Origin of the sequence: Kerstersia similis, from assembly GCF_965139615.1 — a bacterium.
Lineage (GTDB): Bacteria > Pseudomonadota > Gammaproteobacteria > Burkholderiales > Burkholderiaceae_B > Kerstersia > Kerstersia similis.
The window spans coordinates 45,881-71,143 of sequence record NZ_CBCSIQ010000020.1 but is presented as its reverse complement, the minus strand read 5'-3'; the positions used below and the strand labels follow the sequence as shown (position 1 = coordinate 71,143).

At 63.3% G+C, this 25,263-nt stretch carries 25 protein-coding genes; 19 read left to right on the top strand and 6 right to left on the bottom strand.

All coding sequences use genetic code 11. From position 1 onward, the window contains the following. Window positions 1-31: 31 nt before the first annotated feature. The 3 genes from fliS to ACNA1V_RS12795 are packed head-to-tail and all read right to left on the bottom strand — an operon-like array spanning window position 32 to window position 2,376. Entirely contained in the window at window positions 32-484 is a 453-nt protein-coding gene (fliS, locus tag ACNA1V_RS12805) for a flagellar export chaperone FliS (protein WP_415834000.1), read from the bottom strand. Window positions 485-505: 21 nt separating this feature from the next. Further along, a complete protein-coding gene (fliD, locus tag ACNA1V_RS12800; RefSeq protein ID WP_415833999.1) occupies window positions 506-1,927 on the bottom strand; it encodes a flagellar filament capping protein FliD in 1,422 nt (473 codons plus the stop codon). A 59-nt stretch (window positions 1,928-1,986) separates the two neighbouring features. Beyond that, window positions 1,987-2,376, bottom strand: coding sequence for a flagellar protein FlaG (locus tag ACNA1V_RS12795; protein ID WP_415833998.1), 390 nt, complete (start codon window positions 2,374-2,376; stop codon window positions 1,987-1,989). Window positions 2,377-2,978: 602 nt separating this feature from the next. Between ACNA1V_RS12795 and flhD the strand changes: the two genes are divergently transcribed. The 15 genes from flhD to flhF all read left to right on the top strand — a co-directional run bounded on the left by flhD (window position 2,979) and on the right by flhF (window position 20,136). Beyond that, a complete protein-coding gene (gene flhD / locus ACNA1V_RS12790; protein WP_415833997.1) occupies window positions 2,979-3,311 on the top strand; it encodes a flagellar transcriptional regulator FlhD in 333 nt (110 codons plus the stop codon). Beyond that, window positions 3,308-3,976: a flagellar transcriptional regulator FlhC gene (flhC, locus tag ACNA1V_RS12785; RefSeq protein ID WP_415833995.1), complete on the top strand. Its 669-nt coding sequence runs from the start codon at window positions 3,308-3,310 to the stop codon at window positions 3,974-3,976. Before flhD ends, flhC begins: the two co-directional genes overlap by 4 nt. A gap of 137 nt (window positions 3,977-4,113) precedes the next feature. After that, complete coding sequence (gene motA, locus ACNA1V_RS12780) at window positions 4,114-4,998, top strand: flagellar motor stator protein MotA (protein ID WP_415833994.1); 885 nt, start codon at window positions 4,114-4,116, stop codon at window positions 4,996-4,998. Between the two features lie 14 nt (window positions 4,999-5,012). After that, window positions 5,013-5,978: a flagellar motor protein MotB gene (gene motB, locus ACNA1V_RS12775; protein ID WP_415833993.1), complete on the top strand. Its 966-nt coding sequence runs from the start codon at window positions 5,013-5,015 to the stop codon at window positions 5,976-5,978. 41 nt (window positions 5,979-6,019) lie between these two features. Then, the gene (cheA, locus tag ACNA1V_RS12770) at window positions 6,020-8,146 is read left to right on the top strand and encodes a chemotaxis protein CheA (protein ID WP_415833992.1); all 2,127 of its coding nucleotides are present in this window, start codon (window positions 6,020-6,022) and stop codon (window positions 8,144-8,146) included. Between the two features lie 15 nt (window positions 8,147-8,161). Further along, entirely contained in the window at window positions 8,162-8,662 is a 501-nt protein-coding gene (cheW, locus tag ACNA1V_RS12765; protein ID WP_415833991.1) for a chemotaxis protein CheW, read from the top strand. 44 nt (window positions 8,663-8,706) lie between these two features. After that, window positions 8,707-10,059 (top strand): methyl-accepting chemotaxis protein, encoded by a 1,353-nt coding sequence (locus ACNA1V_RS12760; protein WP_415833990.1) that lies wholly within the window; start codon window positions 8,707-8,709, stop codon window positions 10,057-10,059. A 23-nt stretch (window positions 10,060-10,082) separates the two neighbouring features. Continuing rightward, window positions 10,083-10,892, top strand: coding sequence for a CheR family methyltransferase (locus ACNA1V_RS12755; RefSeq protein WP_415833989.1), 810 nt, complete (start codon window positions 10,083-10,085; stop codon window positions 10,890-10,892). A 1-nt stretch (window position 10,893) separates the two neighbouring features. After that, window positions 10,894-11,571 carry a chemoreceptor glutamine deamidase CheD gene (locus tag ACNA1V_RS12750; RefSeq protein WP_415833988.1) on the top strand — a complete coding sequence of 226 codons (678 nt, stop codon included), beginning with the start codon at window positions 10,894-10,896 and terminating at the stop codon, window positions 11,569-11,571. After that, window positions 11,568-12,698, top strand: coding sequence for a protein-glutamate methylesterase/protein-glutamine glutaminase (locus ACNA1V_RS12745; protein ID WP_415833987.1), 1,131 nt, complete (start codon window positions 11,568-11,570; stop codon window positions 12,696-12,698). Before ACNA1V_RS12750 ends, ACNA1V_RS12745 begins: the two co-directional genes overlap by 4 nt. Window positions 12,699-12,754: 56 nt before the next feature. Further along, window positions 12,755-13,141: a chemotaxis response regulator CheY gene (gene cheY / locus ACNA1V_RS12740; protein WP_415833986.1), complete on the top strand. Its 387-nt coding sequence runs from the start codon at window positions 12,755-12,757 to the stop codon at window positions 13,139-13,141. Between the two features lie 20 nt (window positions 13,142-13,161). Then, complete coding sequence (gene cheZ / locus ACNA1V_RS12735) at window positions 13,162-13,818, top strand: protein phosphatase CheZ (protein WP_415833985.1); 657 nt, start codon at window positions 13,162-13,164, stop codon at window positions 13,816-13,818. Window positions 13,819-13,979: 161 nt separating this feature from the next. Beyond that, window positions 13,980-15,134 (top strand): flagellar biosynthesis protein FlhB, encoded by a 1,155-nt coding sequence (gene flhB / locus ACNA1V_RS12730; RefSeq protein WP_415833984.1) that lies wholly within the window; start codon window positions 13,980-13,982, stop codon window positions 15,132-15,134. After that, window positions 15,131-17,236 (top strand): flagellar biosynthesis protein FlhA, encoded by a 2,106-nt coding sequence (gene flhA, locus ACNA1V_RS12725; protein WP_415833983.1) that lies wholly within the window; start codon window positions 15,131-15,133, stop codon window positions 17,234-17,236. The genes flhB and flhA overlap by 4 nt, the downstream gene beginning before the upstream one ends. Continuing rightward, entirely contained in the window at window positions 17,233-20,136 is a 2,904-nt protein-coding gene (gene flhF / locus ACNA1V_RS12720) for a flagellar biosynthesis protein FlhF (RefSeq protein WP_415833982.1), read from the top strand. Before flhA ends, flhF begins: the two co-directional genes overlap by 4 nt. A gap of 97 nt (window positions 20,137-20,233) precedes the next feature. On the opposite strand, the gene ACNA1V_RS12715 is transcribed toward flhF, so the two are convergent. The 3 genes from ACNA1V_RS12715 to flgA all read right to left on the bottom strand — a co-directional run bounded on the left by ACNA1V_RS12715 (window position 20,234) and on the right by flgA (window position 21,983). Then, window positions 20,234-20,719: a flagella synthesis protein FlgN gene (locus tag ACNA1V_RS12715; RefSeq protein WP_415833981.1), complete on the bottom strand. Its 486-nt coding sequence runs from the start codon at window positions 20,717-20,719 to the stop codon at window positions 20,234-20,236. Window positions 20,720-20,799: 80 nt separating this feature from the next. Then, entirely contained in the window at window positions 20,800-21,108 is a 309-nt protein-coding gene (gene flgM / locus ACNA1V_RS12710) for a flagellar biosynthesis anti-sigma factor FlgM (protein ID WP_415833980.1), read from the bottom strand. A 110-nt stretch (window positions 21,109-21,218) separates the two neighbouring features. Beyond that, window positions 21,219-21,983, bottom strand: coding sequence for a flagellar basal body P-ring formation chaperone FlgA (flgA, locus tag ACNA1V_RS12705; RefSeq protein ID WP_415833979.1), 765 nt, complete (start codon window positions 21,981-21,983; stop codon window positions 21,219-21,221). Window positions 21,984-22,391: 408 nt separating this feature from the next. Here flgA and flgB point away from each other — a divergent pair, with 408 nt between their 5' ends. The 4 genes from flgB (at window position 22,392) to flgE (ending at window position 25,253) form a co-directional block, all read left to right on the top strand. Beyond that, complete coding sequence (gene flgB, locus ACNA1V_RS12700; protein WP_415833978.1) at window positions 22,392-22,793, top strand: flagellar basal body rod protein FlgB; 402 nt, start codon at window positions 22,392-22,394, stop codon at window positions 22,791-22,793. A gap of 22 nt (window positions 22,794-22,815) precedes the next feature. Beyond that, window positions 22,816-23,235: a flagellar basal body rod protein FlgC gene (flgC, locus tag ACNA1V_RS12695; protein ID WP_415833977.1), complete on the top strand. Its 420-nt coding sequence runs from the start codon at window positions 22,816-22,818 to the stop codon at window positions 23,233-23,235. A 31-nt stretch (window positions 23,236-23,266) separates the two neighbouring features. Next, the gene (locus tag ACNA1V_RS12690) at window positions 23,267-23,974 is read left to right on the top strand and encodes a flagellar hook capping FlgD N-terminal domain-containing protein (protein ID WP_415833976.1); all 708 of its coding nucleotides are present in this window, start codon (window positions 23,267-23,269) and stop codon (window positions 23,972-23,974) included. Window positions 23,975-24,038: 64 nt separating this feature from the next. Further along, the gene (gene flgE, locus ACNA1V_RS12685) at window positions 24,039-25,253 is read left to right on the top strand and encodes a flagellar hook protein FlgE (protein ID WP_415833975.1); all 1,215 of its coding nucleotides are present in this window, start codon (window positions 24,039-24,041) and stop codon (window positions 25,251-25,253) included. Window positions 25,254-25,263 lie beyond the last annotated feature (10 nt).

Here is a 25,263-nt window from a genome sequence, read left to right as displayed (position 1 = left end):
GGCATGGGGGGCGGGGATGGCAGGCATGCGCTCAGGCACCGGCAAAGGCTTGCGCTGGCGCGGGGCTTGCCGGGGTATCGACGCTGCTGCGCCAGGCGTCCGCGATCTGGCCCAGCAAGGTGGCGCAACGCTGCAGGGCGGCATCATCGGCTTGCAGGTTGCCCAGCAGCAGTTGCCGGATGATGTAGTCATACAGCTCATGCAGGTTGTCGGCCAGTTCGCCGCCGGCTTCCCGGTTCAGGCTGCTCATCAGGCCGTTCTGGACGATATCCACGGCTTTGGAGATTGACTGCCCGCGCCCGGCGATGTCGCGGGTTTCCAGCTGATGCCTGGCTTTGGCAATGGCGGCCAGCGCGCCATCGAACAGCAGGGTGATCAGGCGCTGGGGTGATGCGCTGCCGACCTGGGTTTCCAGGCCGACGCGGGCGTAGGCGCGTGCGCCCTGTCCTGGACGGCGGCTCGGGGTAGGAGTGAAAGCGTTCATAAGGTTGCCTGTCTGTCCTGCTTACGATTTCGTGTTCTTGCTCAGTTGTGCCAATTGTTCCGTCAGATAGGTGCTGACGGAGCTCATTTGCGTCACGGCGGTATCCAGTGCCTTGAACTGTGCGGTATAGACGGCCATCTGGTCTTCCAGGCGTTTGCTCGCCGCCTCATACTGCTTTTTCAGGCTTTTGATATTGCGGTTGATGCCTTCTTCCAGGTTCTTGAACAGGCTGCTGCCGGCCGCGCTGTCGTCCAGCAGCAGTTTGGCAGCGCTTTCTGTTTTGGCCGCAATGCCATTTTCACCCTGGAACAGGCTGGCAACGTCGGCGCCGTTTTTGCTCAGCGCCTTGTTCAGCTTTTCGGTGTCCAGCTTCAGCTCCCCGCTGACCGGATCCGTCGTGACCCCTATCTGGCTGAGCGAGCGGATATCCGTACCTGGGCCGATGGTATTGAGAGGCTGGCGCAGGCTGGACTGGATCTGGCGGGTCGTGAAGTCGCCGGTCAGGACGCTTTCGGTTTCCGCTTCGACATCAAAGGCCGTCAGGTTGACAATGGTTTTTTGCAGGTTGTTGTAGCTATTGACGAAATTCTGCACCGCGGCGGCGGCAACCGTATTGTCGCGCGTGACGCTCAGGCTGGCCGGGGCGGGCGCATCCGCCGTGCCGGTGGTGTTTTTCAGGTTCAGGGTAACGCCGTCGATCACGTTTTCAACGGTATTGCTCTGGCTGGTGATGGCGATGCCGTTGATGTTCAGCCTGGCATCGGCCGCTACCGTGCCGATCTGTACCTGCGTGGCAGGGTCTGGCGTCGTGCCGTCGTTATAGCCGATGACCTGGGCCAGTGCCGCGTTGCCATCCACTTGGATGCTGTTGACCGCAGCCTGGGTGCCGGTCTCGCTGCTGGTCAGCAACAGGCGAAAACCGTTGCCGTCGTTGAGCAGGCTGGCCTTGACGCCCAGCTTGTCGTCGGCGTTGATGGCTTGCACCAGCTTTTCGGGCGTGACTTCGCCTTCCAGTTGCAGTGTGGTGTCCGCTTTGCCTGCGAAGGAAAACGTGACTTTCCCGCCGCTATCCAGGGCGGCGTCCCGGGCCGCGAAGGCCGTGCCGGTATAGAGCGTTTGGGCCTGCGCCAGCGCAGCGACGGACACGCTGTAGTTCCCGGCGATGGCCTTGTTGGTGCTGCTGGCGCTGAAGGCTTCGCTGCTGCTGGTGGCCTTGGTGGCGTTGAAAAGATTGTCGGAAGCCAGGGTTTTGGCGCTGCTGCGCAGGGTCTCGACCGCGCCTTTCAGCTGGCTGTAGGCAGAGAGCCGGGCTTCCTGGGTCTGTTGCTGGATCTGAATGCGTTCCAGCGATTTGTTTTCTGCCTTGCGCAGGTCTTCCAGCAATGTGGTCAATGGCAGGCCGGAGCCGACGCCAAGATTGGAAGTGACGGAAGAGGTTGCCATGTTGAGTCCTTGATGCGTGTTCTATGGGTGCCTGCGCGGAGCAAGAGCGGGGCACGGATTCAGGCCTGGGCGGTCAGGGTGGAGGCTGCGCCGGTTTCGTCTTTGAGCAGCCTCGCGGCATGCAGGACGGCTTCGCTGGGAATGGTTTTGATGACTTCCCCGCTGTCGCTGTCGATGATGCGGATGACGATCCGGTGCGCATCCTGGTCGGCGACGAAGCTCAGGCGGGTTCCCCAGGCCTGCATGCTTTGGTTCAGTTTGGCCAGGGCGGCATCCAGCGCAGGAGAGGCAGCGCTGGTTTCCTGGGCGGCAGGAACCGGGGCTTGTTCCTGGGACGGGGAACGGGCCAGCCCGCCAGGTGTCTCCGGAACGGCGGCCGAAACGGGTGCCGCTGCCGGCGCCATGGCAGTCGCGGTTATCAGTGATGCAGTAGGAATAACAGCAGCCATTGCAGGTCCTGAAGAAAATGCACTAGGTGCGCAAGAGGTAATGGCGGCTCAAACAGTAAGGAATGAATTACCGTCCTGAGAGAAACGCCAGCCTGAAAGGCTGATTAACGGCAGAAAGGCGGAAAAATTTAGGTCCGCAGAATATTTAAATAGAATTTTCTAATAAAGAACCCGTTTATTTCTTGGAATTTTCTTTGTTTTTCATAGTCTTATGTCTAATTGTTATTATCTGTAATTTATTCAACTTGTTTGTTTTCTAATTCAACATTCAATCATTTGCGAGTAGTTGGGCTCTTAATTCATTTGGGATATTTGATGCAGATCATTGTATTTAATTAACGATATTTAAACTTTTGACATGTTTGTAAAAAAAGTTTAAAAAGCCGGAATAGTTATATTTTTGTGTCTTTATGTATCGTTTTGGGCGCTGGCAGTGGGGCTCTGGCCAGCCGTGAAAATCGCTGTCTCTGGTGCGGATAAAACGTACCTGGGCAGGGATGGTCACCAGATGGATCAGTCCCACGGAACGCTTGCCTTGCCATCCGGCCAGGCGGGACGGCCGGGCAATACTCTTCACCTCTATGATGTCTGTCTCTCTGCTTATGAAGTCTGCTGTACCGCAACAAAACTTGCTTGACGATATGCGAGAGTTGAACCTGTCCTACCTGATGCTGGCGCAGCGCATGCTGCGGGAAGACTATCCGGTAGGCTTGTTCCGCTTGGGTCTGTCGGCCGAAGTGGCGGATGCCTTGTTGAAACTGTCTGCGCCGCAGTTGTTGCGCCTGAGCAGTCTGAATATGGCGCTGGGCCGCTTGCGCCTGGACAGCCCCGAGGTGCTCGCGGCACTGAGCGGCAAGGATGTCATGGGTGGAACGCTGCAACGCGCCAGGATGGCCATCATGATGGCGGGCCAGCCGGTCGAGCGCATCGCGTGAATACCGCGACCTCCTCCAGCATCCTTGGGCTCAAGCAGATGGCAGCGCAACGCGGCAAGACAAAAGGGGGCGCCAAAGGCGCGGCACCGGTTGAGGATGCCAGGAGCGTGGTGCGCGAAGCACGCGAAATCGCCCTGGCGACGGACATGATCGGCCTGGGGGCGCGCTTGCAAGTACTGCTGACGGAAACCAGCCTCAGCCGCGAACGCCTGTCACGCCTGTACCGGGAAATCCGCCATGAATCTCCGCCCAAGGGCATGCTGCCGTTTTCAGTGGATTGGCATATGACCTGGCTGCCGAATATTCATTCCTCCGTGTTCTACAACATCTATCAGTTCATGGTGGGCGATGCCGGTTTGCGCGGGCCGGCAGCGCTGGTGGAGGCCTATCGCGGCTACCAGGATCTGATGGGCGAGGAAGGGACGCCGGAGCAAGGCCTGGTGCTGAGCTTTACCAGAGCATGGATGATGGTGCGCTTTTTCGAAGCGGACATGCTGCAGATGTGCCAGTGCAGTCGCTGCGGCGGGCAGTTTGTCCATCACGCACATGAGCCTGCCGAAAGCTTTGTGTGCGGTCTTTGCCGCTTGCCACCGCGCGCCGGCAAGCGCCTGTCTGCCACGCGTAGCACGCGGCGGCGCCAGACCAAGGCTGCCCTGTCGGGTTGACGGGCGGTTGCCAGTTCACTGGCACTCTCAAAGCGGCAAGCAAGGCCGCAAAAATCGTTTTGACCCACGCTTCCCGGTCAGGCTTTCCGGTCGAAGATTAGGGTTTCGTGCGGCTTTCGGGCTAAGGGCTTTTTATTGTGCTCATCGTCATCGGCTTTGTTGTTGTCCTGGCATCGGTTCTGGGTGGTTATGCTGCCATGGGAGGCCACTGGGGGGCGCTGTATCAGCCCTTCGAACTGGTCGTGATCGGTGGTGCCGGCCTGGGGGCGTTCATTGCCGCCAATACGGGCAAGACGATCAAGCTGTCCGTGCAGGCGCTGGGGGGGCTGATGAAGCCGTCCCCGTACAACAAGGCGGTCTATATGCAGCTGATCGCCTTCCTGTATGTGCTGCTCGCCAAGGTGCGCCGCGATGGCTGGATGGCGATTGAGTCGCATGTCGAGGATCCGGCCAACAGCGAGCTGTTCGCGCAGTATCCGCTGGTGCAGAAGGATGCGCGTTTGCAGGAATTCATGCTGGACTATTTGCGGCTGATGATCAGCGGCAATACCAGTGCGTTCGAGATCGAAGCGCTGATGGACGAGGAGATTGAAACCTATAGCCATGAGCGCAGCCTGCCGTCCACCGCCTTGCACGGCCTGGCCGATGGCCTGCCGGCTTTCGGGATCGTGGCCGCCGTGCTGGGCGTCATCAAGGCGCTTGCGGCCATCGACCAGCCGCCGGCAGTGCTGGGGGATCTGATTTCAAAAGCCATGGTGGGAACCTTTCTGGGCATCCTGATGGCCTACGGCTTTGTCGCGCCCCTGGCGGCAGCGGTGGAGCGCCGCAACGAAGAGGCAGTGAAAATCCTTGAGTGCGTCAAAGTCACCTTGATGGCCAGCCTGCACGGCTACCCGCCGCAAATGGCGGTGGAGTTCGGCCGCAAGGTCTTGTTTGCGGATATCCGTCCCAGCTTCGCGGAACTGGAAGAGCATGTGCGTCAGGCCAAGGGTGGCGCTGCGCCGGCGGATAAGGCAGCCTGAGCGCAGGGGAACCCATGGATCTGCAGCGCCCGGTGGTACGAATCAAATCCAGGAAACGTCATGGCAAGGCACACCATGGCGGCAGCTGGAAGATTGCCTACGCCGATTTCATGACGGCCATGATGGCGCTGTTTCTGGTGCTGTGGCTGCTGGGCATCCTGCCGGAAAAAAGCCGCGCCGGGCTGGCCGAATATTTCCGCATGCCTTTGCGTACGGCCGTGGATCAGGGGTCGGTGCTGCCTGCGCAGCCGGCTTCGCCCATTCGTGGCGGCGGGCGCCAGATCAATGATACGCAGGCAGGCCTGCAACAGGCGCCGGCTGCCGCGATTGCACTGGTGAGCGAAAGCGAGAAGCGCGACCAGCGCCGTCTGGAAGTGTTTCGCCACCGCCTCAATGACATGATCGAACAGAACCGCAGGCTGCGTGAATTCAAGCCGCAATTGCGTATCGACATGACGGCGGAAGGCCTGCGCCTGCAGATCGTCGATAGCGAGAACCGCCCGATGTTTGCCTCGGGCAGTGCGGAAGTGCTGCCGCATATGCGCGAGATCCTGCGAGAGCTGGCGCCGGTTTTCAATGAATTGCCAAATCGCATCAGTTTGTCTGGCCATACCGATGCGCGGCCGTTCAGTGCGGGTGAGCGCGGCTACAGCAATTGGGAGCTTTCGACCGAGCGCGCCAATGCCTCGCGCCGCGAACTGGTGGCTGGCGGTATGCAGGAGGACAAGATCATGCGGGTGCTGGGCATGAGCGCCAGCATGCCGCTGCTGCGTGAGGATCCGAATGCGGACATGAACCGGCGCATCAGTCTGGTGTTGCTGAATGTGGCGACGCAACGGCGCTTGGAAGCCGAAAACGCCAGCGCAGGCCTGGCCGAAGACGGCGGCTTGCAGCTGGATGCGGCGGAGGCGGGCCGGGCGGCACGAGAGCTTGAGGGCGCGGTGATGGATGACGGCACCTTCGCCGGCAGCCATCCATAACCGGCCGGGTGCGGACGAATGTTGGGAAAAGGGGCGAGGCAATGAGCGGCATTGATCTGACGCAGTTTTACCAGGCTTTCTTCGATGAGGCTGACGACCTGCTGGCGAATATGGAAAGCCTGCTGCTGGAGCTGGATGTCGAGCAGCCCGATGGCGAGCAGCTCAACGCCATTTTCCGGGCAGCACATTCGATCAAGGGCGGGGCGGCGACGTTCGGTTGCTTCGAAAAGCTGGCCCAGACCACGCATCTGATGGAAAACCTGCTGGATGCCGTGCGGCAGGGGCAGTTGCCCCTGCGGGCCGACATGATCGAGGTGTTTCTGCAAGCCAAGGATGTCCTGAAGCATCAGCTGGATGATTATCGTCAGGGCCAGGAGCCGGAGGAAGCTGAATTCCTGGCCATGGGTGAGCGCTTGCGGGCGCTGCGGCAAGGAGAAGGCGCAGTGCCGGCCGGGGCTGAGACGGTTGCGGTCGCAGCAGTGAGCGCGGCGCCGGTGCCGCAGGCAGCGCCTGCAGCACTGCCTGCGGGGGAAGCCCTGTTGCAGGTCGCTTATGCACGGGTATCGGATAAGGATGCGCAAACCCTGCTGGAAGAACTGGGCAATTTGGGCCTGGTGCTGTCCCATGAACGGCAGGCGGATGGGTTGACGGCAGTCGTGCAGACGAGTTGCGCGCCAGCGGATATCGAAGCGGTCAGCTGCTTTATTGTCAATGCAGATCAGATCTGCATCCAGCCCCAGCGGCCTGCGGATCCGGCCCCCGGCAACGCCGGGCTTGCCGAGGCCGCTGCGTCCGCCGCCGCCACCCCGGCTGTTCCTGATACAGCCGTGGCCCTGCCGGCAGCGATGGCTGTCCCGGCGGGCGAGGCGACCACGAGGCCTGCCTCGGCCGCGGGTGCGACAGAACCGGTGCGACGCGCCCCGGCACGCAGTAGCGCGCAGGACAAGGAATCCGGTTCGTTGCGGGTGGAAGTCGGCAAGGTGGATCAGGTGATCAATCTGGTGGGGGAGCTGGTCATTACGCAGGCCATGCTGACGCAGACCGCCGCCGCCCTGGATCCGGTCGAGCACGACCGTTTGCTGAGCGGCATGGGGCAACTGGAGCGCAATGTACGTGAGCTTCAGGAAGCCATCATGTCCATGCGCATGATTCCGATGGAATACGTGTTCAGCCGTTTCCCGCGTGTGATTCGCGATTTGTCCGCATCGACGGGCAAGAAGATCAAGCTGGAAACCGTCGGCAAGGCGACGGAACTGGATAAAAGCCTGATCGAGCGCATCATCGACCCCTTGACGCATCTGGTGCGCAATAGTCTGGATCATGGCATCGAAATGCCGGAGGAGCGGCTGGCGGCAGGCAAAAGCCCGGAAGGCTGCCTGACGCTGGCTGCCCAGCACCAGGGCGGCAATATCGTGATCGAGGTGCGGGACGATGGCCGCGGCCTGGACCGCGCCAAGATTCTTGCCAAGGCGCACAAGTCCGGCCTGAATATCCCGGATAACGCACCGGACGAGGATGTCTGGCAACTGATTTTCGCACCGGGGTTTTCCACGGCCGAACAGGTCACGGCGATCTCGGGCCGGGGGGTGGGCATGGATGTGGTACGCCGCAACATTCAGTCTATGGGCGGGCATGTGCAACTGCTGTCCCAGCGCGGCCAGGGCACGACGACGCGCATTGTTTTGCCGCTGACCCTGGCGATTCTGGATGGCATGTCGGTGCAGGTGGGCAACGAGATCTTCATCCTGCCGCTCAACAACGTCATGGAATCCATACAGCCCAGGCCGGAACAGCTGCGTTCGCTGACGGGTGAGGAGCGCTTGCTGAAGGTGCGCGACGATTATCTGCCGCTGGTGGAAATGAGCAAAGTGTTCGCCATCGACGGCGCCCAGACCGACCCGGCACAGGCCATTGCCGTCGTGCTGCAGGCCCAGGGCCGTCGTTATGCGCTGCTGGTGGATCACCTGATCGGGCAGCATCAGGTCGTGGTCAAGAATCTGGAAACCAATTACCGGAAAGTGCCGGGTATCGCTGCCGCCACCATTCTGGGCGATGGCAGGGTGGCTTTGATTGTCGATGTGTTTGCGCTGGCCGGCTTCAACCGCGAGCCCTGGTCGCGGCCGGAGGCTGCGGGAGTCAGTACCAGGCCCGGCGTGCCGGCCAACTGAGGGGAAACAATCACTATGGGATCGAATATGACGCAGGAAATGGCCGATCAGGCTGCAGGCGCGCGTGAGTTCCTGATTTTCACGCTGGGCGAGGAAGAGTACGGCATAGATATCCTCAAGGTACAGGAAATCCGCGGCTATGACGCGGGCAGCGTGACGCGCATTGCCAATGTGCCCGCCTTCATCAAGGGGGTGACGAATCTGCGCGGGGTCATTGTGCCCATCGTGGATCTGCGTGTGCGTTTCAACCTGGAGGCTGCCGAATTCAACGAGCAGACGGTTGCCATCATTCTGAACCTGGGCGGGCGAGTGGTCGGCGTCGTGGTGGATGGCGTATCCGACGTTCTGACGCTGAGCGCCGAGCAAATCCGCCCGGCGCCGGAATTCAGTTCGGTGCTTTCGACGGAGTACCTGACCGGCCTGGGCACACTGGATGAACGGATGCTGATTCTGGTGGATATCGAGCGGATGATGAGCAGCGAGGAAATGGCGCTGATCGACCGGGCGGCAGACTGACATGTGTAGGGCAACGGAAGCTTAGGGTGGAAGGAGCGGCAGGCATGCGTGCGTTTATCCGGAATTTGTCTTTGCGGACCAGCATCGTGGCGGTGCTGGGCCTGTTTTGCCTGATGCTGTTGGCAGGGGCAGGCATGGGCCTGCTGCCGTTGAACTCTCTGACGCAAACGCTGGAAAGCCATGCGCAGCGCACGCGTGTCGTAACAGATGCGCTGGTGCCGACCGAGGCTGCATTCCGGCAGTTGCTGGCGGAAACGGAAGCGGTGAATACGGTAGATGCCGCGGCGCAAGCGGGGCTGGCCAGGGTGGCGGCGGATTGGCTGGCGCAGGCGCCTTTGCTGCATGGGCTGGCGCAGCAGGCACGCACCGATGCCGAAGCCGCGGCGCGCTATTTACGCTGGGTCGTGCTGGGGGTGTTGCTGGGCAGTCTGGCAGCCGTGCTGCTGACCCTGCTGACATACTGGTATTTGAAAAGGCAGGTGTTGCAGCCCGTGCGGCAGGCGGTGGGGCGCATCGAAGCCAGCGCACGCGGAGATCTGACACCCGCTGTCGTGGCCGAGCGCAGCAGCAATGAGATCGGGCAATTGCATGGGGCGCTGGCGCAGATGCAGTCCGGGTTGACGGAAATCGTGCGCCAGGTACGTGCTGGCGTCGAGGCGATTCATCTGGGGGCAGGTGAAATTGCGCAGGGCAATGCCGATCTCAGCCGCCGTACCGAACAGCAGGCCAGCAGCCTGGAGAACACGGCGGCCAGCATGCGCGAGTTGTCCTTGCAGGTTGAATCCAATGCCGGCAATGCCGGGCGCGCAACTCAATTGGTGGCCAGGAGCATGGCCGCCGCGCAGCGGGGCGGCGTGGCCATGGCCGGTGTCGTTGAAACCATGCGGCATATTTCCGCCAGTGCCCAGCAGATCGCTGAAATTGTCGGGGTGATAGACGGGATTGCGTTTCGTACCAACATCCTGGCGCTCAATGCCGCTGTCGAGGCGGCCCGCGCCAGTGAAGCCGGACGCGGCTTTGCCGTGGTGGCCGGGGAAGTGCGTTCGCTGGCCCAGCGCAGCGCCGAGGCCGCGCGGGAAATTCGCGGTTTGATTGCGGCGTCGGTGCGCAGCGTCGAGGAAGGCAATGGGCAGGTCGAGCAGGCCCGCGTCACCATGCGGGAAATCGAGGTGTCCGTGAGCGAGGTGACCGACATGATGCAGGATATCGACGCGGCTTCGCAAGAGCAGAGCCGGGGTATTCATCAGGTCAATCAGGCGCTGGCGCTGCTGGATGAAAACACCGAGCAGAATGCCGCGCTGGTCGAACAGGCGGCGGCTGCGGCCGCATCGCTGGAAGAACAGGCCGGGCGTCTGGCTCGTTCTGTGGCGCTCTTCAAACTGGCGGGGACGGCGTGATGCGGGCCAGCCAGGAGTTCGAGATGTCAGAGCGGGATTTCGACCGGATCCGCGCCATGATCTATGAGCAGGCCGGAATCACGCTGGGCGAGCAGAAGCGCGAGATGGTCTATGGCCGTATCGTGCGGCGTGTGCGTGCGCTGGGCTGTACGGATTTTCGTCAGTATCTGGATGCCTTGGCGGCCAATGCCGCCAACCCGGAGTGGGAGGCCTTCGTGAATGCGCTGACGACGAATCTCACGGCGTTTTTCCGCGAGCCGCATCATTTTCCCATTCTGGCCGAGTATGTGCAGCAGCACCGCGATACGCCCTTGAACCTGTGGTGTTGCGCGGCTTCCTCGGGCGAAGAGGCCTATTCGATCGCGATCACGCTGGCAGAGGTCCTGGGGCCGGGCCGGCAGCAGGCCTATGTGCTGGCGACGGATATCGACACCGAGGTCATCGAGCAGGCCGCGCTTGGGGTGTACAAAATCCAGCGGATTGCCGGGCTGGATGCAAGCCGGCAGAAACGCTTTTTCCAGCGTGGACGGGGCGCCAAGACCGGGCTGGCGCGGGTCAAGCCTGAACTGGCGCAGGCCGTGGAGTTTGCGGTGCTGAATCTGGTGGCGCCGGACTGGAGCGTGTTGCAGGGTCGTTTGTTTGATGTGGTGTTCTGCCGTAACGTCATGATCTATTTCGATAAGGACACACAGGCCAGGGTGCTGCAGCGCCTGGCGTCCGTCATGAAGCCGGGGGGGCTGTTGTTTGCCGGACACTCGGAAAACTTCGGCAATATCACGGGCGATTTCATCCTGCGCGGCAAGACCGTCTATGAATGCGTCAGAGGTCTGTGACATGAGTCAGTTACCGGCCCATGAGCAGGGCGGCGGGCAGGCCGCCACCCAGCCATCCTTACAGGCATCCATTCACTATTTCGACCAGGGCGCGCAATGCCAGGCCGTCAAAGTGCTGCCCAATGAGTATTACGTCGCACCTGCCGGGGCGGCACTCATGTTGACGACTGTGCTGGGTTCTTGCGTGGCGGCCTGCGTGCGCGATGGCAACAGTGGTGTCGGCGGCATGAATCATTTCGTGCTGCCCGGTGCTGCGCCGGCAGGCGTGCAGGCCCCGGCAGGGCGCATGCGCTATGGACTGCATGCCATGGATACGCTGATTGACGAACTGCTCAAGGCTGGCGCCCGGCGGCAGCACCTGCAGGCCAAGGTGTTTGGCGGCGGTGCGGTGTTGGCAGGGATGAGCCGCCTGGCGGTAGGCGCCAGCAATGCCAGTTTTGTATTGGATTATCTGGAGCAGGCCGAGATTCCCGTGCTGGCGCAGGATCTGGGGGGCATCCGGGCCCGACGGGTGAATTTTTTCCCCGCGACCGGCTTGACCAGGGTTCGGCGTTTTGGCGGCCAGCAGCCGGATGCCGGCGAACGGGCGGCCCAGGCCTGGGCCGCCACGGCGCGGGTCGAGGTAGCCGTGCCGCCGGGCGGCGCCTTGGATGGGACAAGCGGGCAGGACAGGCAATGAAAGAAAAAATACGCGTGCTGTGCGTCGATGATTCGGCGCTGGTTCGTGGCCTGATGACGGAAATCATCAATAGCCACGACGATATGGAAGTGGTGGCAGTGGCGCCGGATCCCTACGTTGCGCGCGAACTGATCAAGCAGCACGACCCGGATGTGCTGACGCTGGATGTGGAAATGCCGCGCATGGATGGCCTGGATTTCCTGGAAAAGCTGATGCGTTTGCGCCCCATGCCGGTGTTGATGGTGTCGTCACTGACGGAATGCGGCGGCGAAGTCACGCTGCGGGCCCTGGAACTGGGGGCGGTCGATTTCGTGACCAAGCCCAGGATGGGAATTCGTGATGGCCTGCGTGAATACAGCGACCTGATCGCCGACAAGATCCGGGCTGCCGCCATGGCGCGCGTGAAGCGCCGCGGCCATGGCGCCGCCGCTGCCAGCCTGAGGCCGGGAGCCGGGCAGGCGGCCATGGCAGTCGCCAACTCAGCCACCGCCGCAGGCGCGACATTCGTGGCGCAGGCGCCCAGGGTGCCGTTTACCGGAACCGAAAAGATCGTGGTGATCGGCGCTTCGACGGGCGGCACCGAGGCCATCAAGCAAGTGCTGGAAACCTTGCCGCCGGACATGCCCGGCATGCTGATCACCCAGCATATGCCGGCAGGTTTTACCCGTTCGTTTGCGCAACGGCTCAATAGCCTGTGCGCCCTGACGGTCAGCGAGGCGCGTGATGGCGAGCGCGTGCTGCCTGGGCATGTCTATCTGGCGCCGGGTGGCGAGCAGCATCTGCGGCTGGCCCGCAGCGGGGCGAATTACGTGATCGAGCTGGAGGCAAGTGCGCCCGTCAACCGTCACCGCCCGTCTGTGGATGTGCTGTTCCATTCGGCAGCTGCCGTGGCCGGTCGGAATGCGATAGGCGTGATCCTGACCGGCATGGGCAAGGATGGCGCGGCCGGCATGCTGGCCATGCGCCGCGCTGGCGCGCATACCCTGGCCCAGGATGAAAGCAGCTGCGTGGTCTATGGCATGCCACGCGAAGCGGTGCAGGCCGGCGCGGTGGAGCAGATCGTGCCGCTGGCGCAGATTGGCGCAGCCATACAGGAAAAGCTGGGCGCCCGGGTCAGTCGTATCTGAACGGCTGGCGCAGGACTGAATATTATTTTTCAATGATTGGATAGGGGTTTCGGTTCATGGACAAGAGTCTGAGAATTCTGGTGGTGGATGATTTTCCGACCATGCGCCGCATTGTGCGCAATCTGCTCAAGGAGCTGGGTTTCGAGAACGTCGAAGAGGCGGAAGATGGCGCCATGGCCATGGACATGCTGAAAAAAGGCAACTTCCGCTTTGTGATTTCCGACTGGAACATGCCCAATATGGATGGCCTGACCCTGCTCAAGACCATACGCGCCGATGAGGCCATGAAAACGTTGCCCGTGCTGATGGTGACGGCGGAAGCGAAGAAGGAAAACATCATCGCGGCAGCTCAGGCGGGCGCCAGCGGCTATGTGGTCAAGCCGTTTACAGCGGCCACGCTGGAAGAAAAGCTGAACAAGATTTTCGAAAAAATGGCGCAGTGAGCATTGCCGGAGCCAAGCTGATGGATGCACGACACAGCCAAGGGGCGTCTGCGCAGGCAGGCAGCGGGGATTTGCTCATACGCGTGGCGCGTTTGACCCGCCTGCTGCAGAACAGCATGCGGGAACTGGGCCTGGATCAGAAAATACGCGATGCGGCCGAGGTCATTCCTGATACGCGGGATCGACTGCGCTACGTCGCCAATATGACAGAGCAGGCCGCAACGCGCGTGCTGGCCGCTACCGAGCAGGCCCAGCCGCTGCAAAATGAGATCGGCCAGGGGGCCCGGGATTTGCTGGCGCGTTGGCAGAGGCTGGCGCCGCAGGGTACGCCGGGAGCAGGCGCGGCGGCCTATGAGGATGAGGATCTGCGTGCGGATACCTGCGCCTATCTGCAGCGCACGGTTCAGCAGACCGACGCCACGCATCAGCATTTGCTGGACATCATGATGGCGCAGGATTTTCAGGATCTGACCGGCCAGGTCATCATGAAACTGACCGACCTGATCAGCAGCTTCGAGAAGGAGCTGTTGCAGGTGCTGCTGGATCATGTACCGCAGGAAAAGCGTGACGAGGATGACAGCCTGCTCAATGGGCCACAGGTACGTGTCGAAGGCCGGACGGATATCGTGTCCAGCCAGGATCAGGTTGATGATTTGCTGTCGGAACTGGGCTTGTAGGCCGTTTTTGCTGCCGTCGTTGCATTTGTTGCGGATGGCCCATGACGGGCGGCCAGGCGTTTTGCCTGCGTTCCGCCTGGCGCGGCGGGCAGGCGGGTTTGCCATGGCGGGCAGGGCGGGGAGGCGTGTGCCGTTCCGGCCGTCGATGCCGGGGGCGGGCCGTGGCTGACGATAGCGATCTGGAGAAAACCGAACCTGCCTCGCCCCGGCGGCTTGAACAAGCGCGGGAAGAGGGGCAGGTGGCGCGTTCGCGCGAGCTGTCCACGTTTCTGATACTGGCGGGTGGCATGGCCGGCTTGTGGCTGAGCGCCATGCTGCTGTACGAGAAAATCGGCGGCATGTTGCACCGCAGCCTGGGCTTCAGCCGGACGGTCGCCATGGATGAAACGCAGATGCTGGCGCAAAACGCGGCATCTGCGGGGGAAGTCCTGCTGGGCCTGATGCCCTTGTTCGCCGTGCTGCTGGTGGCAGCGCTGGCCGGTTCGGTGCTGCTGGGCGGGTTGTTGCTGTCGTCCAAAAGCCTGGCGCCCAAGATGGAGCGGCTCAATGCGCTCAAGGGCATGAAGCGCATGTTTTCGGCTCAAACCTTGATTGAACTGATCAAGGCGCTGGCCAAATCCCTGTTGATCGGCGGGGTGGCCGCCTGGGCGATCTGGACGCGCCGCGACACCATCCTGGCTTTGCTGAACGTACCGGTTGCCGCTGCGCTGGCGGAAGCGCTGGGTATGGTAGCGCGGGTATGCGTCACCATCATTGCCGCCTTGCTCTTCATTGTGCTGCTGGATGTGCCCTGGCAGATATTCAGCCATTTGAAAAAACTCAGGATGTCGCGCCAGGATATGAAGCAGGAACACAAGGAAAGCGAGGGCGATCCGCACGTCAAGGGCAGGCTGCGCCAACTGCAGCGCAGCATGGCACGCCGGCGCATGATGGCGAATGTGCCGCAGGCCGATGTGGTGGTCACCAACCCCACGCATTACGCCGTGGCCTTGCGCTACGAGGAAGGCAAGGGCGGTGCCCCACGAGTGGTGGCCAAAGGCAGTGGCCTGGTGGCCGCACGTATCCGCGCGCTGGCAGCGGAGCATGGTGTACCTTTGCTGCAGGCGCCGCCCTTGGCGCGGGCCTTGCATCATCACGTTGAATTGGAGCAGGAAATTCCCATCGAACTGTATGCCGCTGTGGCCGAAGTGCTGGCCTGGGTCTTCCGGCTGCGCGCCTGGAAAGCGTCCGGGATGGGCGTCGAACCGGTTGCGCCGGAGGGGCTTGCCATCCCTGAAGGCTTTGATGTCCGGTCGGGCAAGCGGGGTGTGGCATGAATGCCGGCCTGTTGAATCATTTGCGGCGCGTGACTGGCGGCAATCCCCGGTTGCTGGTTGGCCCGATCCTCATCATGTTCGTGCTGGGCATGCTGGTGCTGCCGCTGCCGCCGGTGCTGCTGGATCTGCTGTTCACCTTCAATATTGCCTTGGCCATCATCATCATGCTGGTGGTGATGTTCACCCAGAAACCGCTGGATTTTGCAGCCTTCCCTGCCGTCTTGTTGTTTGCCACGCTGTTTCGCCTGTCGCTCAATGTGGCCTCGACACGCGTGGTGCTCCTGCATGGCCATACCGGGCAGGATGCCGCAGGCAAGGTCATCGAGGCGTTCGGGCAGTTTCTGGTGGGCGGGAATTTCGCGGTCGGCCTGGTGGTATTCATCATTCTGGTCATCATCAACTTCATGGTGATCACCAAGGGCGCAGGCCGGATTGCAGAAGTCGGGGCGCGTTTCACCCTGGATGCCATGCCGGGCAAGCAGATGGCGATCGACGCCGACCTGAATGCCGGGCTGATCGGTGAGGAAGAGGCGCGCCGGCGACGTGGCGCCGTGGCCCAGGAGGCGGAGTTCTATGGCGCCATGGATGGGGCCAGCAAATTCGTGCGCGGCGATGCGGTGGCGGGCCTGCTGATCATGGTCATCAGCATTGTGGGCGGGCTGATCGTCGGGGTGGCGCAGCACGATATGTCGTTTGGCGATGCGGGCCGGGTCTATACCCTGCTGACCATCGGGGATGGCTTGGTGTCGCAGATCCCGGCGCTGGTCATTTCCACGGCTGCGGGTGTCGTGGTGTCGCGGGTGGTCACGGGCGAAGATATTGGCCAGCAGGTGACCAGCCAGTTGTTCGCCAATCCCAACGTGTTGTTCCTGGCGGCGGGCGTGCTGACGCTGATCGGCCTGATTCCCAATATGCCGCATCTGGTGTTTCTGTCGCTGGCGATCGTGCTGGGCGCATGCGGCTGGGTGCAGCTGCAACGCCAGGCGCAAGCCCGGCAACAGGCGCAGGCCGAGCAGCCGCCAGCGGCAGCAGTTGCCGAAGCGGAGCAGGAAGCCAGTTGGGAGGATGTGACGCTGGTGGATCCGCTGGGCCTGGAAGTGGGGTATCGCCTCATTCCCTTGGTGGATCACGTGCAGGGGGGCGAACTCCTGCTGCGTATCCGCAGTTTGCGCAAGAAATTTGCCCAGGAAGTCGGCTTTTTGCCGCCTGTCGTGCATATCCGCGACAACCTGGAATTGCAGCCAGGCGAGTACCGCATTCTGCTGTCCGGCGTGGAAATTGGCCGGGGGGCGGCCATGCCCGAGCGCTGGCTGGCGATTGATCCGGGCGGCCTGGACAGCACGGCCATTGAAGGGATACCCACGACGGACCCCGCCTTCGGGCTGCCCGCGTTCTGGATCGAACTGGCGCAGCGCGAGCGCGCGCAGGCAGCGGGCTATACGGTGGTGGACCCTGGCACGGTGATCGCCACCCATATCAACCATTTGCTGCATCGCCATGGCGCTGCATTGCTGGGCAGCCAGGAAGTGCAGGAACTGTTGGATCGTATTGGCCGCGAGGCACCCAAGCTTGTCGGCGACCTGGTGCCCAAGGTGGTGCCGCTGACCTTGCTGCGGCAAGTCTTGCAGGGATTGCTGGAAGAAGAGGTGCCTATCCGGGATATGCGCACCATCCTGGACACGCTGGCCGAATGGGCGCCCCGGCTGGCTGCGCAGCCGGGCGGCCCGGATGCCGGCGCCTTGCTGGCGCATGTCCGCCAGACGCTGGGGCGCTTGCTGGTGCAGCAATGGTTCGGCAATACCACTGAATTGCGGGTGATCGGTCTGGAAAGCCGGCTCGAACGGGTGCTGACCCAGGCCTTGTCCACCAGCGGCGCGCTGGAGCCGGGCCTGGCCGATACCCTGCTGCGCGAGGCACAGCAGGCCGTCGTGCGCCAGGAAGACAATGGCGATGCGCCTGTGCTGCTGGTGGCATCGGCCTTGCGGCCGAGCCTGTCGCGTTTTCTGCGCAGCCATATTCCGCAGATCGTGGTCATGGCCAACACTGAAATTCCGGGTGACCATCGCGTCCACGTCACCAGCCTGATAGGTAATGCAGTATGAAGATCCTGAAGTTCGTAGGCGCCAGCAACCGGGAGGTGCTTGATCAGGTGCGGCAGCTGCTCGGCTCCGAGGCCCTGATTATTTCCAACCGGCGTCTGGAGGACGGCCAGATCGAGGTCATGGCGGCCGATCCGCGCAGCCTGAGCGCCGATTTCAATGACATGGCGCCTCCCGTGCCTCCTGTGGCCCCTGTGTCGCCCGCGCGCCCTGCGCCGCCGGCAGCCGCAAACCATGCCCGATTGGCGCCGGCTCCGTCAGCGCCTGCGGCGTCGATGGCGTCCAGGGCAGGGACAGCCGGTATGGTTGCGGCGCCGGAGCGGGTGGCAAAGGCAGAGGCCGCCACTGCGCCCATGGCGCCGGGCGCGGCCGAGTCTGCGCCTGCAATGCCCGGCGGGCAAGCGGCGTCGGCAGACCAGTCCGGGCCTGCGGCGGCGTCTTCGGCCAGTCTGGCAATGGAGGCGCGCCTGGCCAACTTCCAGGGGGAAATGGCGCAACGCCTGGACGGCCTGCTCTGGGGCCAGACCCTGCAGGCCTCATCGGCCAAGGCCAGACTGTTTGGCGAGTTGCTGGCAGCGGGGTTCAGCGCCACGCTGGCGCGTGTCTTGCTGGAACAGGCGCCACAGGCGGCGGATGCCCATGCCTTGCGCCTGTGGTTGCGCAGCGCTCTGATCGAGCGTGTGATGGCGGCTTCTGCCGGGCAGGAATTGCTGGTTGATGCCGGGGTGATTGCGCTGGTCGGGCCGACGGGCGTGGGCAAGACAACCACGATCGCCAAGCTGGCGGCGCGCTGTGTGGCGCTGCACGGGCGCGGCAGCCTGGCGCTGATCACGGCGGACAGCTATCGCATTGCGGCACAGGAGCAACTGCAGACGTTCGGGCGCATGATGGGCGTGCCGGTCTATCCCTTGCGGGCCGACGCTGACCTGAAAAGCCTGCTCAAGCGTCTGTCTGACAAGCGCATCATTCTGGTGGACAACATCGGGCTGAGCCAGCGCGACCGCAAGGTGGCAAGCCAGCTTGCACTGCTGCGCCAGACCGGCGCGCCGGTTCGGCGCGTGCTGGTGCTCAATGCCGCCGGGCAGGGCGAGACGCTGGAAGAGGTCGTGCAGGCGTATGCGGCGGGCGATGCCTTGGCGGGTTGCATCATTACCAAGCTGGATGAAGCGTCGCGCAGCGCAACAGTGCTGGATGCGGCCATCCGGCATGAACTGACCGTGCACTATGTCACGCATGGACAGAAAGTGCCGGAAGACCTGGCCTTGCCTGTGGCGGAACGCCTGGTGGACGGCGCTTTGCATCCGGCGGGTGGCGGCAGTGGCCTGTATGCGCCGGACGAGGCGGGCTTGGCGGCCTTGCTGAGCCACGCGCAGGCACAGGCCTCGGGACAGGCGCAAGTGCAGGCGTCCGTGCCGGCTGCCGCTCAGGCTTCAGTGCCGCTCTCGGCAATGGCGCGGCAACCCGCGCAGGCGTTGGGGCAGCAGTGCCTGCCGTGGCTGCTACAGAATGGGGCGGAACCGGAGCACTCGGCGGCGGCCGATAGTACCGCAGGCGTTGCGGCTTTTGCGGCAGGCGCCGCCTGGCTGCAGGCGGATCCGTCCTGCCGGCTGGCGTACGCTGCCTGGAAACAATGGGCCGGGCTGGCGCCGGCAGACGCCAGGGCAGCGATCTTGCCGCCCTTGGCGCAGGCGGGCAGCTGGACGCGGGCGGCCAGGGATGCCTGGGTCACGAGCTGTGATCGCAGCTTGCTGGCCATCCATGGTCAGGTCGCGCTGGCGCCGGACCTGCCGCGCACGACGCTTGAAGGCGTGCTGCTGGGCAGCGATAGAGGGCACTTGCTGGCCGCGCCGCTGCCGGCGCTGGTCAGTCCGTTTGGGCGGGTCAGCCTGCTGGACGAGGCTGATGCCCATCATCATGGCGCAGCCTTGGCAGGGGCCACCGGAGCGGCGGCAGAGCACATGGCCGGTAGCGTGGCTTCAGCCCGCCAGGCTGTGCTGGCGCAACGCATGGGCTGGCTGCAAGGAGAGTTGGCGCAGGCGCCGCTTGTACATATGCTGGAGGCGGCCGCGCCGCCAGGACCACTGCCGGCGGACAGCCTCTGGATGATGGCTTGCGAACCCGGCTGGCGGGTGTATCCGGCCGTGGCGGGCGCAGGCGTCGGCGCCGAAGCGGGGGCGACGGTGGGTACGGAGGCGCTCACTGAAGGGGAAACTGTGGGGGAAGCCGAGGGGCGAACTGCGGGGCGAACTGCGGCTGATCGTGCTGCGGGGATCGCGTTGTCGGCCTGGGCGGAACGCCTGACTTGCCTGCCCTTGAGCCTGAGTTTGAGCGCGGGTTGGGAGGAAGCTGCGGCAGGCTGGTGGGGAACCAGCGTGGGCGTGGAAGAGGTGCTGGGTTCGGTGTCTGCGCCGCCGGCAGATGCGCGCGCGGGCGGCCTGTTCTGGCTGGCGCAGCCGGGAGTGCGCCTGCTGGTATTGCGTCATGAGAATGGTAGCGGCAATGCGGGCATGGGTATGGGGATGCAATTGGTGCTAACCAATGTTCCCGCTTCCCAGGCGGATACGGGCAGGCTGGCGGCCTGGTGGATGTACGCGCAGCGCATGCGGCGGGCGTTTGACGCGATGCCGGCCGCCTGGTGCGGGCTGGGGCGCGCGACAGGGCCAGCAGGGAGTGCGGATGCCGGGACGACGGGGCAGGAAGGGGATGGCACGCAGGCCATGCTGACACGCGCCCTGCTGGCCGCGCAGGTGGGCGCCGTGGCGTGGCAGGCCATGCATGTCGGCCACGCGGAACCGCTGCGGCGCGCATTGAAGGCGGCGGCCGGCTGGCATGGCGGGGATTCGTCATGGCAAACGACGGCGGCGTTGTGGCGATTTTTTGCGTTGCAGGCACTGGCTGCCTGAGCGCGGGGCGTGCACTGCGGCCGGTATCGGCCAGGGCGTCCTCTGCACGTACGCCGGAAGGGGGGGCAGGCGTGGCGGCCCCTCCCGGCCGGTCTCCTCAGCCGGCGCGGTAGTGGCTGGCGCCGCTGCGCTTGGCCCTGGCCGTGCGGCCCTGGGCGTCATAGAGATCGGTTTGCTGGCTATCGCGGCGCAGTGATTGAATGGCTTGTTCGGTGTGCTTGAGATACACATCCAGAATGATGCCGTTGCGCCGGTTTTTCTCATGGGCGGCTTGTCCGGCCTGCACCAGGGCCTGCCAGGCGGGCCGGACGGCAGGGAGCGCCGCCGCCTGCTGCATGGGGGACAGGCTTGCATGGGCAGCAGGCAACAGCCCGGCTGCCAGTGTCAGCCGATGCTGTTCATGCGCATGCAGCTGATCGGCATAACCCTGCTTTTGTTCTGCGATGGCCCGTAGCGCATCGGCGCTGTGGGGGGCCGCCAGCAGTCCGGCTTCTTCATCCAGCAGACGGCTGAACGCCTGGAAACATTCCATTTCCTGCTTCAATTGCAGGCAGAGCGCGGCGGTAGCTTCTTGGGCAGGCATGGCAGGTCTTGCAGGAGGAAAATCGCTGAAACGGAAAGAGACGCAGCGAAAGTTGCTGCAACGGGGATGACCCTGGCGGCTCAGGGTTTGAGCAGATCCTTGGCGCTGGATAGCAGGCCATCGGCAATGCGGCCGGTGTCCATCTGATACTCGCCCTGGCGGATGGCCTGGATGATGCGTTCGACCTTGGCGGTGTCGATGTCGCCGGTTGCCGTGGCAGCTGACGCAGGTGCGCGGGCTGCGTCCAGTGACGCCGCACTCAGCGAGACGGAGACCGTGGCGGTTTCTGCTTTGTCCTGCCGTTCGGGAGCCGCCGCCGGGGTGCGGTCGCGCACGCTGTCGGCAAGGCCGGTCGCGGCAGGGGGAAGATGGCGGGGCGGAATGATCACATGTTCTCCGGGCGGGCGTCACAGGCCGGTTTGCGGCGTGGCCTGTGGAATTCAGGGGCTTGACCGGGTTAACGGCAGGGCTTGCGGAAAGTTTAGCCCGCCTGCCGGGCTTAATGCAGGATGTCGATGGTTCCGGCGTTGCGCACCCGGCCAGACAGAATGGTGCCAGCGGGGTTGCGTACCTGAATCGTCTGGCCCGGTGCACCATCCTCCATGGCCAGGCCCTCCGTGCTCACACTGAATCCCTGGCCTTCGATAATCAGTTTGACCGTGCTGCCGCGCAGCACCGTTTCCGCATGGCGCAGGGCGCTGGCGCGAATGGGCTGGCCGGCGGCGATGCGCTGGCGTGCCTGCTGCTGCGTCAGCTGCGTCCAGTCGGTCAGGACATCGGCTGGCTGTTGCAGCAAGTTGCCTTCCAGGCGCTGCACCTTGCTGTTGTCCAGGCTATCGCCAGTCTGGATCGGGACGGTGGCGGCCAGATAGCTGCCGTTGAGCGCGATTTCCGCTGGCGCGTACAGGCTCCAGCGCTGCGGGCCGGCGCAGCGGAAACCGATGTTCATGCGCGCCCGCAGCCTGCCGTTGCCGGACAGAAAGGCGCTGAGCCCTTCCGTGCAGGGCTGGCGTTGTTCCAGGCGTACCGGCGCCAGCTGAATGTGGGGCTCGCCTGCGAGTTGGCTGCTGTGCGCCGTGATCAGTTCGGTTGCGAGTTGCTGGAGGGTGTCCTGGCTTTGGGGCCAGGCGCAAAAGGGCAGGAAGGCCAGTGTATAGCCCGCCATGCGGCGCCAGGATGCCAGGCGCGGCCAGCGGGCGGCGCCTTGCGGTACACGGGAGGAGCGGGCCGGCGGAGTCGGCCAGGATGCAGAAGCTGGGGGCATGCGGATATTTTACGGGGCTTGGGCAGGGATGCCAGCGGCGCGGTGGCCGCCAGGCATAGGCTGCAGCGGGCAGCCGGAAGGGGGGGGCAAGTCCGGACAGGCGGCCCGCGCAGCAGGGGGGCTGCGGCTCAGGGGAAAGCGGCGCATCACGGGTTCGGAAAAACCGTAGTCTGGAAGGGGGAATAGGCAAATATTTACATTCTTTTTCCCGGCATTGTCCGAGCCCGTCCTTGCGTAACATCCTTGTCAGGATGGCGCGCGGCGCGTCCGCATGCGAGAGCGGGGCATTCTATGGCCGGCCTCGGTTGCGGCACCGGCATGGGCCGGACGCAGCCCGCTTAGTCAGGTTTCCGTTTACTTCAGGTTTTCTCAGGTTTGGCGCCGCCAGGCGTCCTGCTTGCCTTATCCATGCTTGACCGTATCGACGACCATTTCAGTTTTCATCAGAAAGCCCTGAGCCTGCGGGCGCAACGCCAGGAAGTGCTGGCCGCCAATATTGCCAATGCCGACACGCCCGGCTACCAGGCGCGTGACTTCGATTTCAGTCAGGCCCTGGCTGCGGCCGAGGCTGGCCAGCAAGGCGGTTTGCCGCTGGCGGTGACGGCACCGGGCCATCTGAGCACGGCGGGCGCGCAGGCGGGCACGGCGGATCTGCTGTACCGCCAGCCGCTGCAGCCCAGTCTGGATGGCAATACGGTGGATATGGATGTGGAACGGGTGGATTTCGCTGACAACGCCTTGCGCTACCAGGCCGGGCTGACGGTGCTGTCCAGCCGCATCAAGGGGCTGCTGGCAGCCATGCAGCAATAGAAACGGACAGAACGGACGAGACATGTCATTGACGAACATTTTTGGCATCGCCGGGTCGGCGCTGACGGCGCAATCCCAGCGTATGAACGTGTCGGCCAGCAATATGGCCAATGCCGATAGCGTGGCCGGCCCGGACGGCCAGCCCTATCGTGCGCGCCAGGTGATTTTCCAGGTGGCGCCCGTCAGCGGGCAGTCGTATGGCAATGAGCTCATCGGCGGGGTGCAGGTCGCTGAAGTGGTGCAGGATAGCGCGCCGCTGCGCATGGTGTACGACCCGGCGCACCCGCTGGCGAATGCGGACGGCTATATCGCCATGCCCAACGTCGATGTGGTCGCGGAAACCGTCAACATGATTGCGGCCTCGCGTTCCTATCAGGCCAATGTGGAAGTCCTGAATACCGCCAAGAACCTGATGCAGCGCACGCTGACGCTGGGCCAGTAAACGGACGCGGCAAAGAGGACGCAAGAACACGATGAGCACGATAGTAAATGGCAGCAATGCGGGCAGTGTCGATAGCCGTTCCTTGGCGGTATCGACGGCACAGGCCAGTACCAACAACCTGATGGCCGACACGCAGGAGCGTTTCCTGACGCTGCTGGTGACGCAGATGCAGAATCAGGATCCGCTCAACCCCATGGACAACGCGCAGGTCACCTCACAGATCGCGCAGCTGTCCACGGTGGCCGGGGTGAATCAGTTGAATACCACCTTGCTGGCGTTGTCCGGCCAGTTGGATGTCGGCCAGTCCATGCAGGCGGCTGCGCTGGTCGGCAAGGATGTGCTGGTGCCGGGCAGCAAGGTGTTGCTGGGCGGCGCGACGGGCGAGGATGCCCAGGGCCAGGCTACGCCGTTCGGCGTCGATATGCAGGCACCGGCTGCGGGTGTGGTGGTCGAGGTGCTCGACAAGAACGGAACGCCAGTGCGGCGGATGGATCTGGGGGCGCAGCCAGTCGGTGTGCGGGCGCTGTCCTGGGACGGCAAGGACGATACCGGCACGGCATTGCCGGAGGGGGCGTATTTCGTGCGGGTATCCGCCACGGCATCCGACGGCTCGGCAGTGCCGGCCGAAACACTGAGCTATGGGCAGGTCAAGAGCGTGGTCTATACCACCGAAGGCTTGCGCCTGGATCTGGGTTTGGCGGGCCAGGTCAGTCTGTTCGATATTCGACAAATCATGTAATTGCGGATCAGCCGCCAGACGTGTGCGGAAGGCGTGCGGGGCGGTGTTCAGGGAGCGTAGAAAAATGGGTTTCAGTCAGGGTTTGAGCGGCTTGAATGCGGCGTCCGCAGGCCTGGATGTCATCGGCAACAATATTGCCAACTCGGCGACGGTTGGTTTCAAGGCAGGCAGTGCCGTGTTTTCCGATGTGTTCGCCAGTTCCCGTATCGGTATGGGGGTGCAGGTGTCGGGTATCAGCCAGCGCTTCGCGGCCGGGACGATCTCCAGCACGAACAATGAGCTGGATATGGCCATCGACGGCCAGAACGGTTTTTTCCGTTTGCAGGACACCGATGGCTCGATTCTGTATTCGCGCAACGGCCAGTTCTTTGAAAACGAGAACCACCAGATCGTCAATATCCAGGGCCACAAGCTGACGGGCTATCCCGCCGGCCAGGTGGGCGCCGATCCGGTGCCGCTGAGCATTCCCTCCAGCAACATTCCGCCGCAGGCTACGGATGCGCTGTCCGCAAACCTGAACCTGGACGCCAACGACCCGGTGATCGACCCGGCGCTCAAGCCTTTCAACCCGAGCGACAGCAGCACTTTCAGCGATTCCACGCCGATGACGGTCTATGACTCGCTGGGGAATTCCCATGTGCTGACCCAGTACTTCATCAAGCGTTCCGGCTCACAGGGCACCGCCAGCAACTGGGAAGTGCAATACGCCCTGGATGGCAAGCATGTGCCGGGCAATGCCCAGGAGCTCAGCTTCGACACCAGCGGCCGCATGACCAGCCCGATAGCCCAGGTATCCAAGAATTTTGCAGATCCGGGTGGCGCGGATTCGCCTGCGGCCGACCTGAATATTGCTTTCAACTATGGCGGCTCTTCGCAGTATGGCGGCAAGTTCCGTTATGACATGCTGCAAAACGGCTACCAGTCCGGCGAGTATGTACGGGTTTCGCTGGCGGCCGACGGCCGACTGATGGCGCAGTATTCGAATGACAAGAGCCAGGAAATCGGCACGGTCGTCCTGGCGGATTTCAATAACCTGCAAGGTTTGCAGGCGGCAGGCGGCAATGCCTGGATGGAAACCGTGAGTTCCGGCCCGGCCACGCTGGGGCAGCCGGGCAGCAATGGGCTGTCTCTGCTGGTGGGACAGGCGGTAGAGGCGTCCAACGTGGATATGGGGCAGGAACTGGTCAATATGATCATCGCCCAGCGCACCTATCAGGCCAATGCCCAGACCATCAAGACCCAGGACGGCATCATGCAGACCCTGGTCACCATGCGCTAAGGAATCGCCG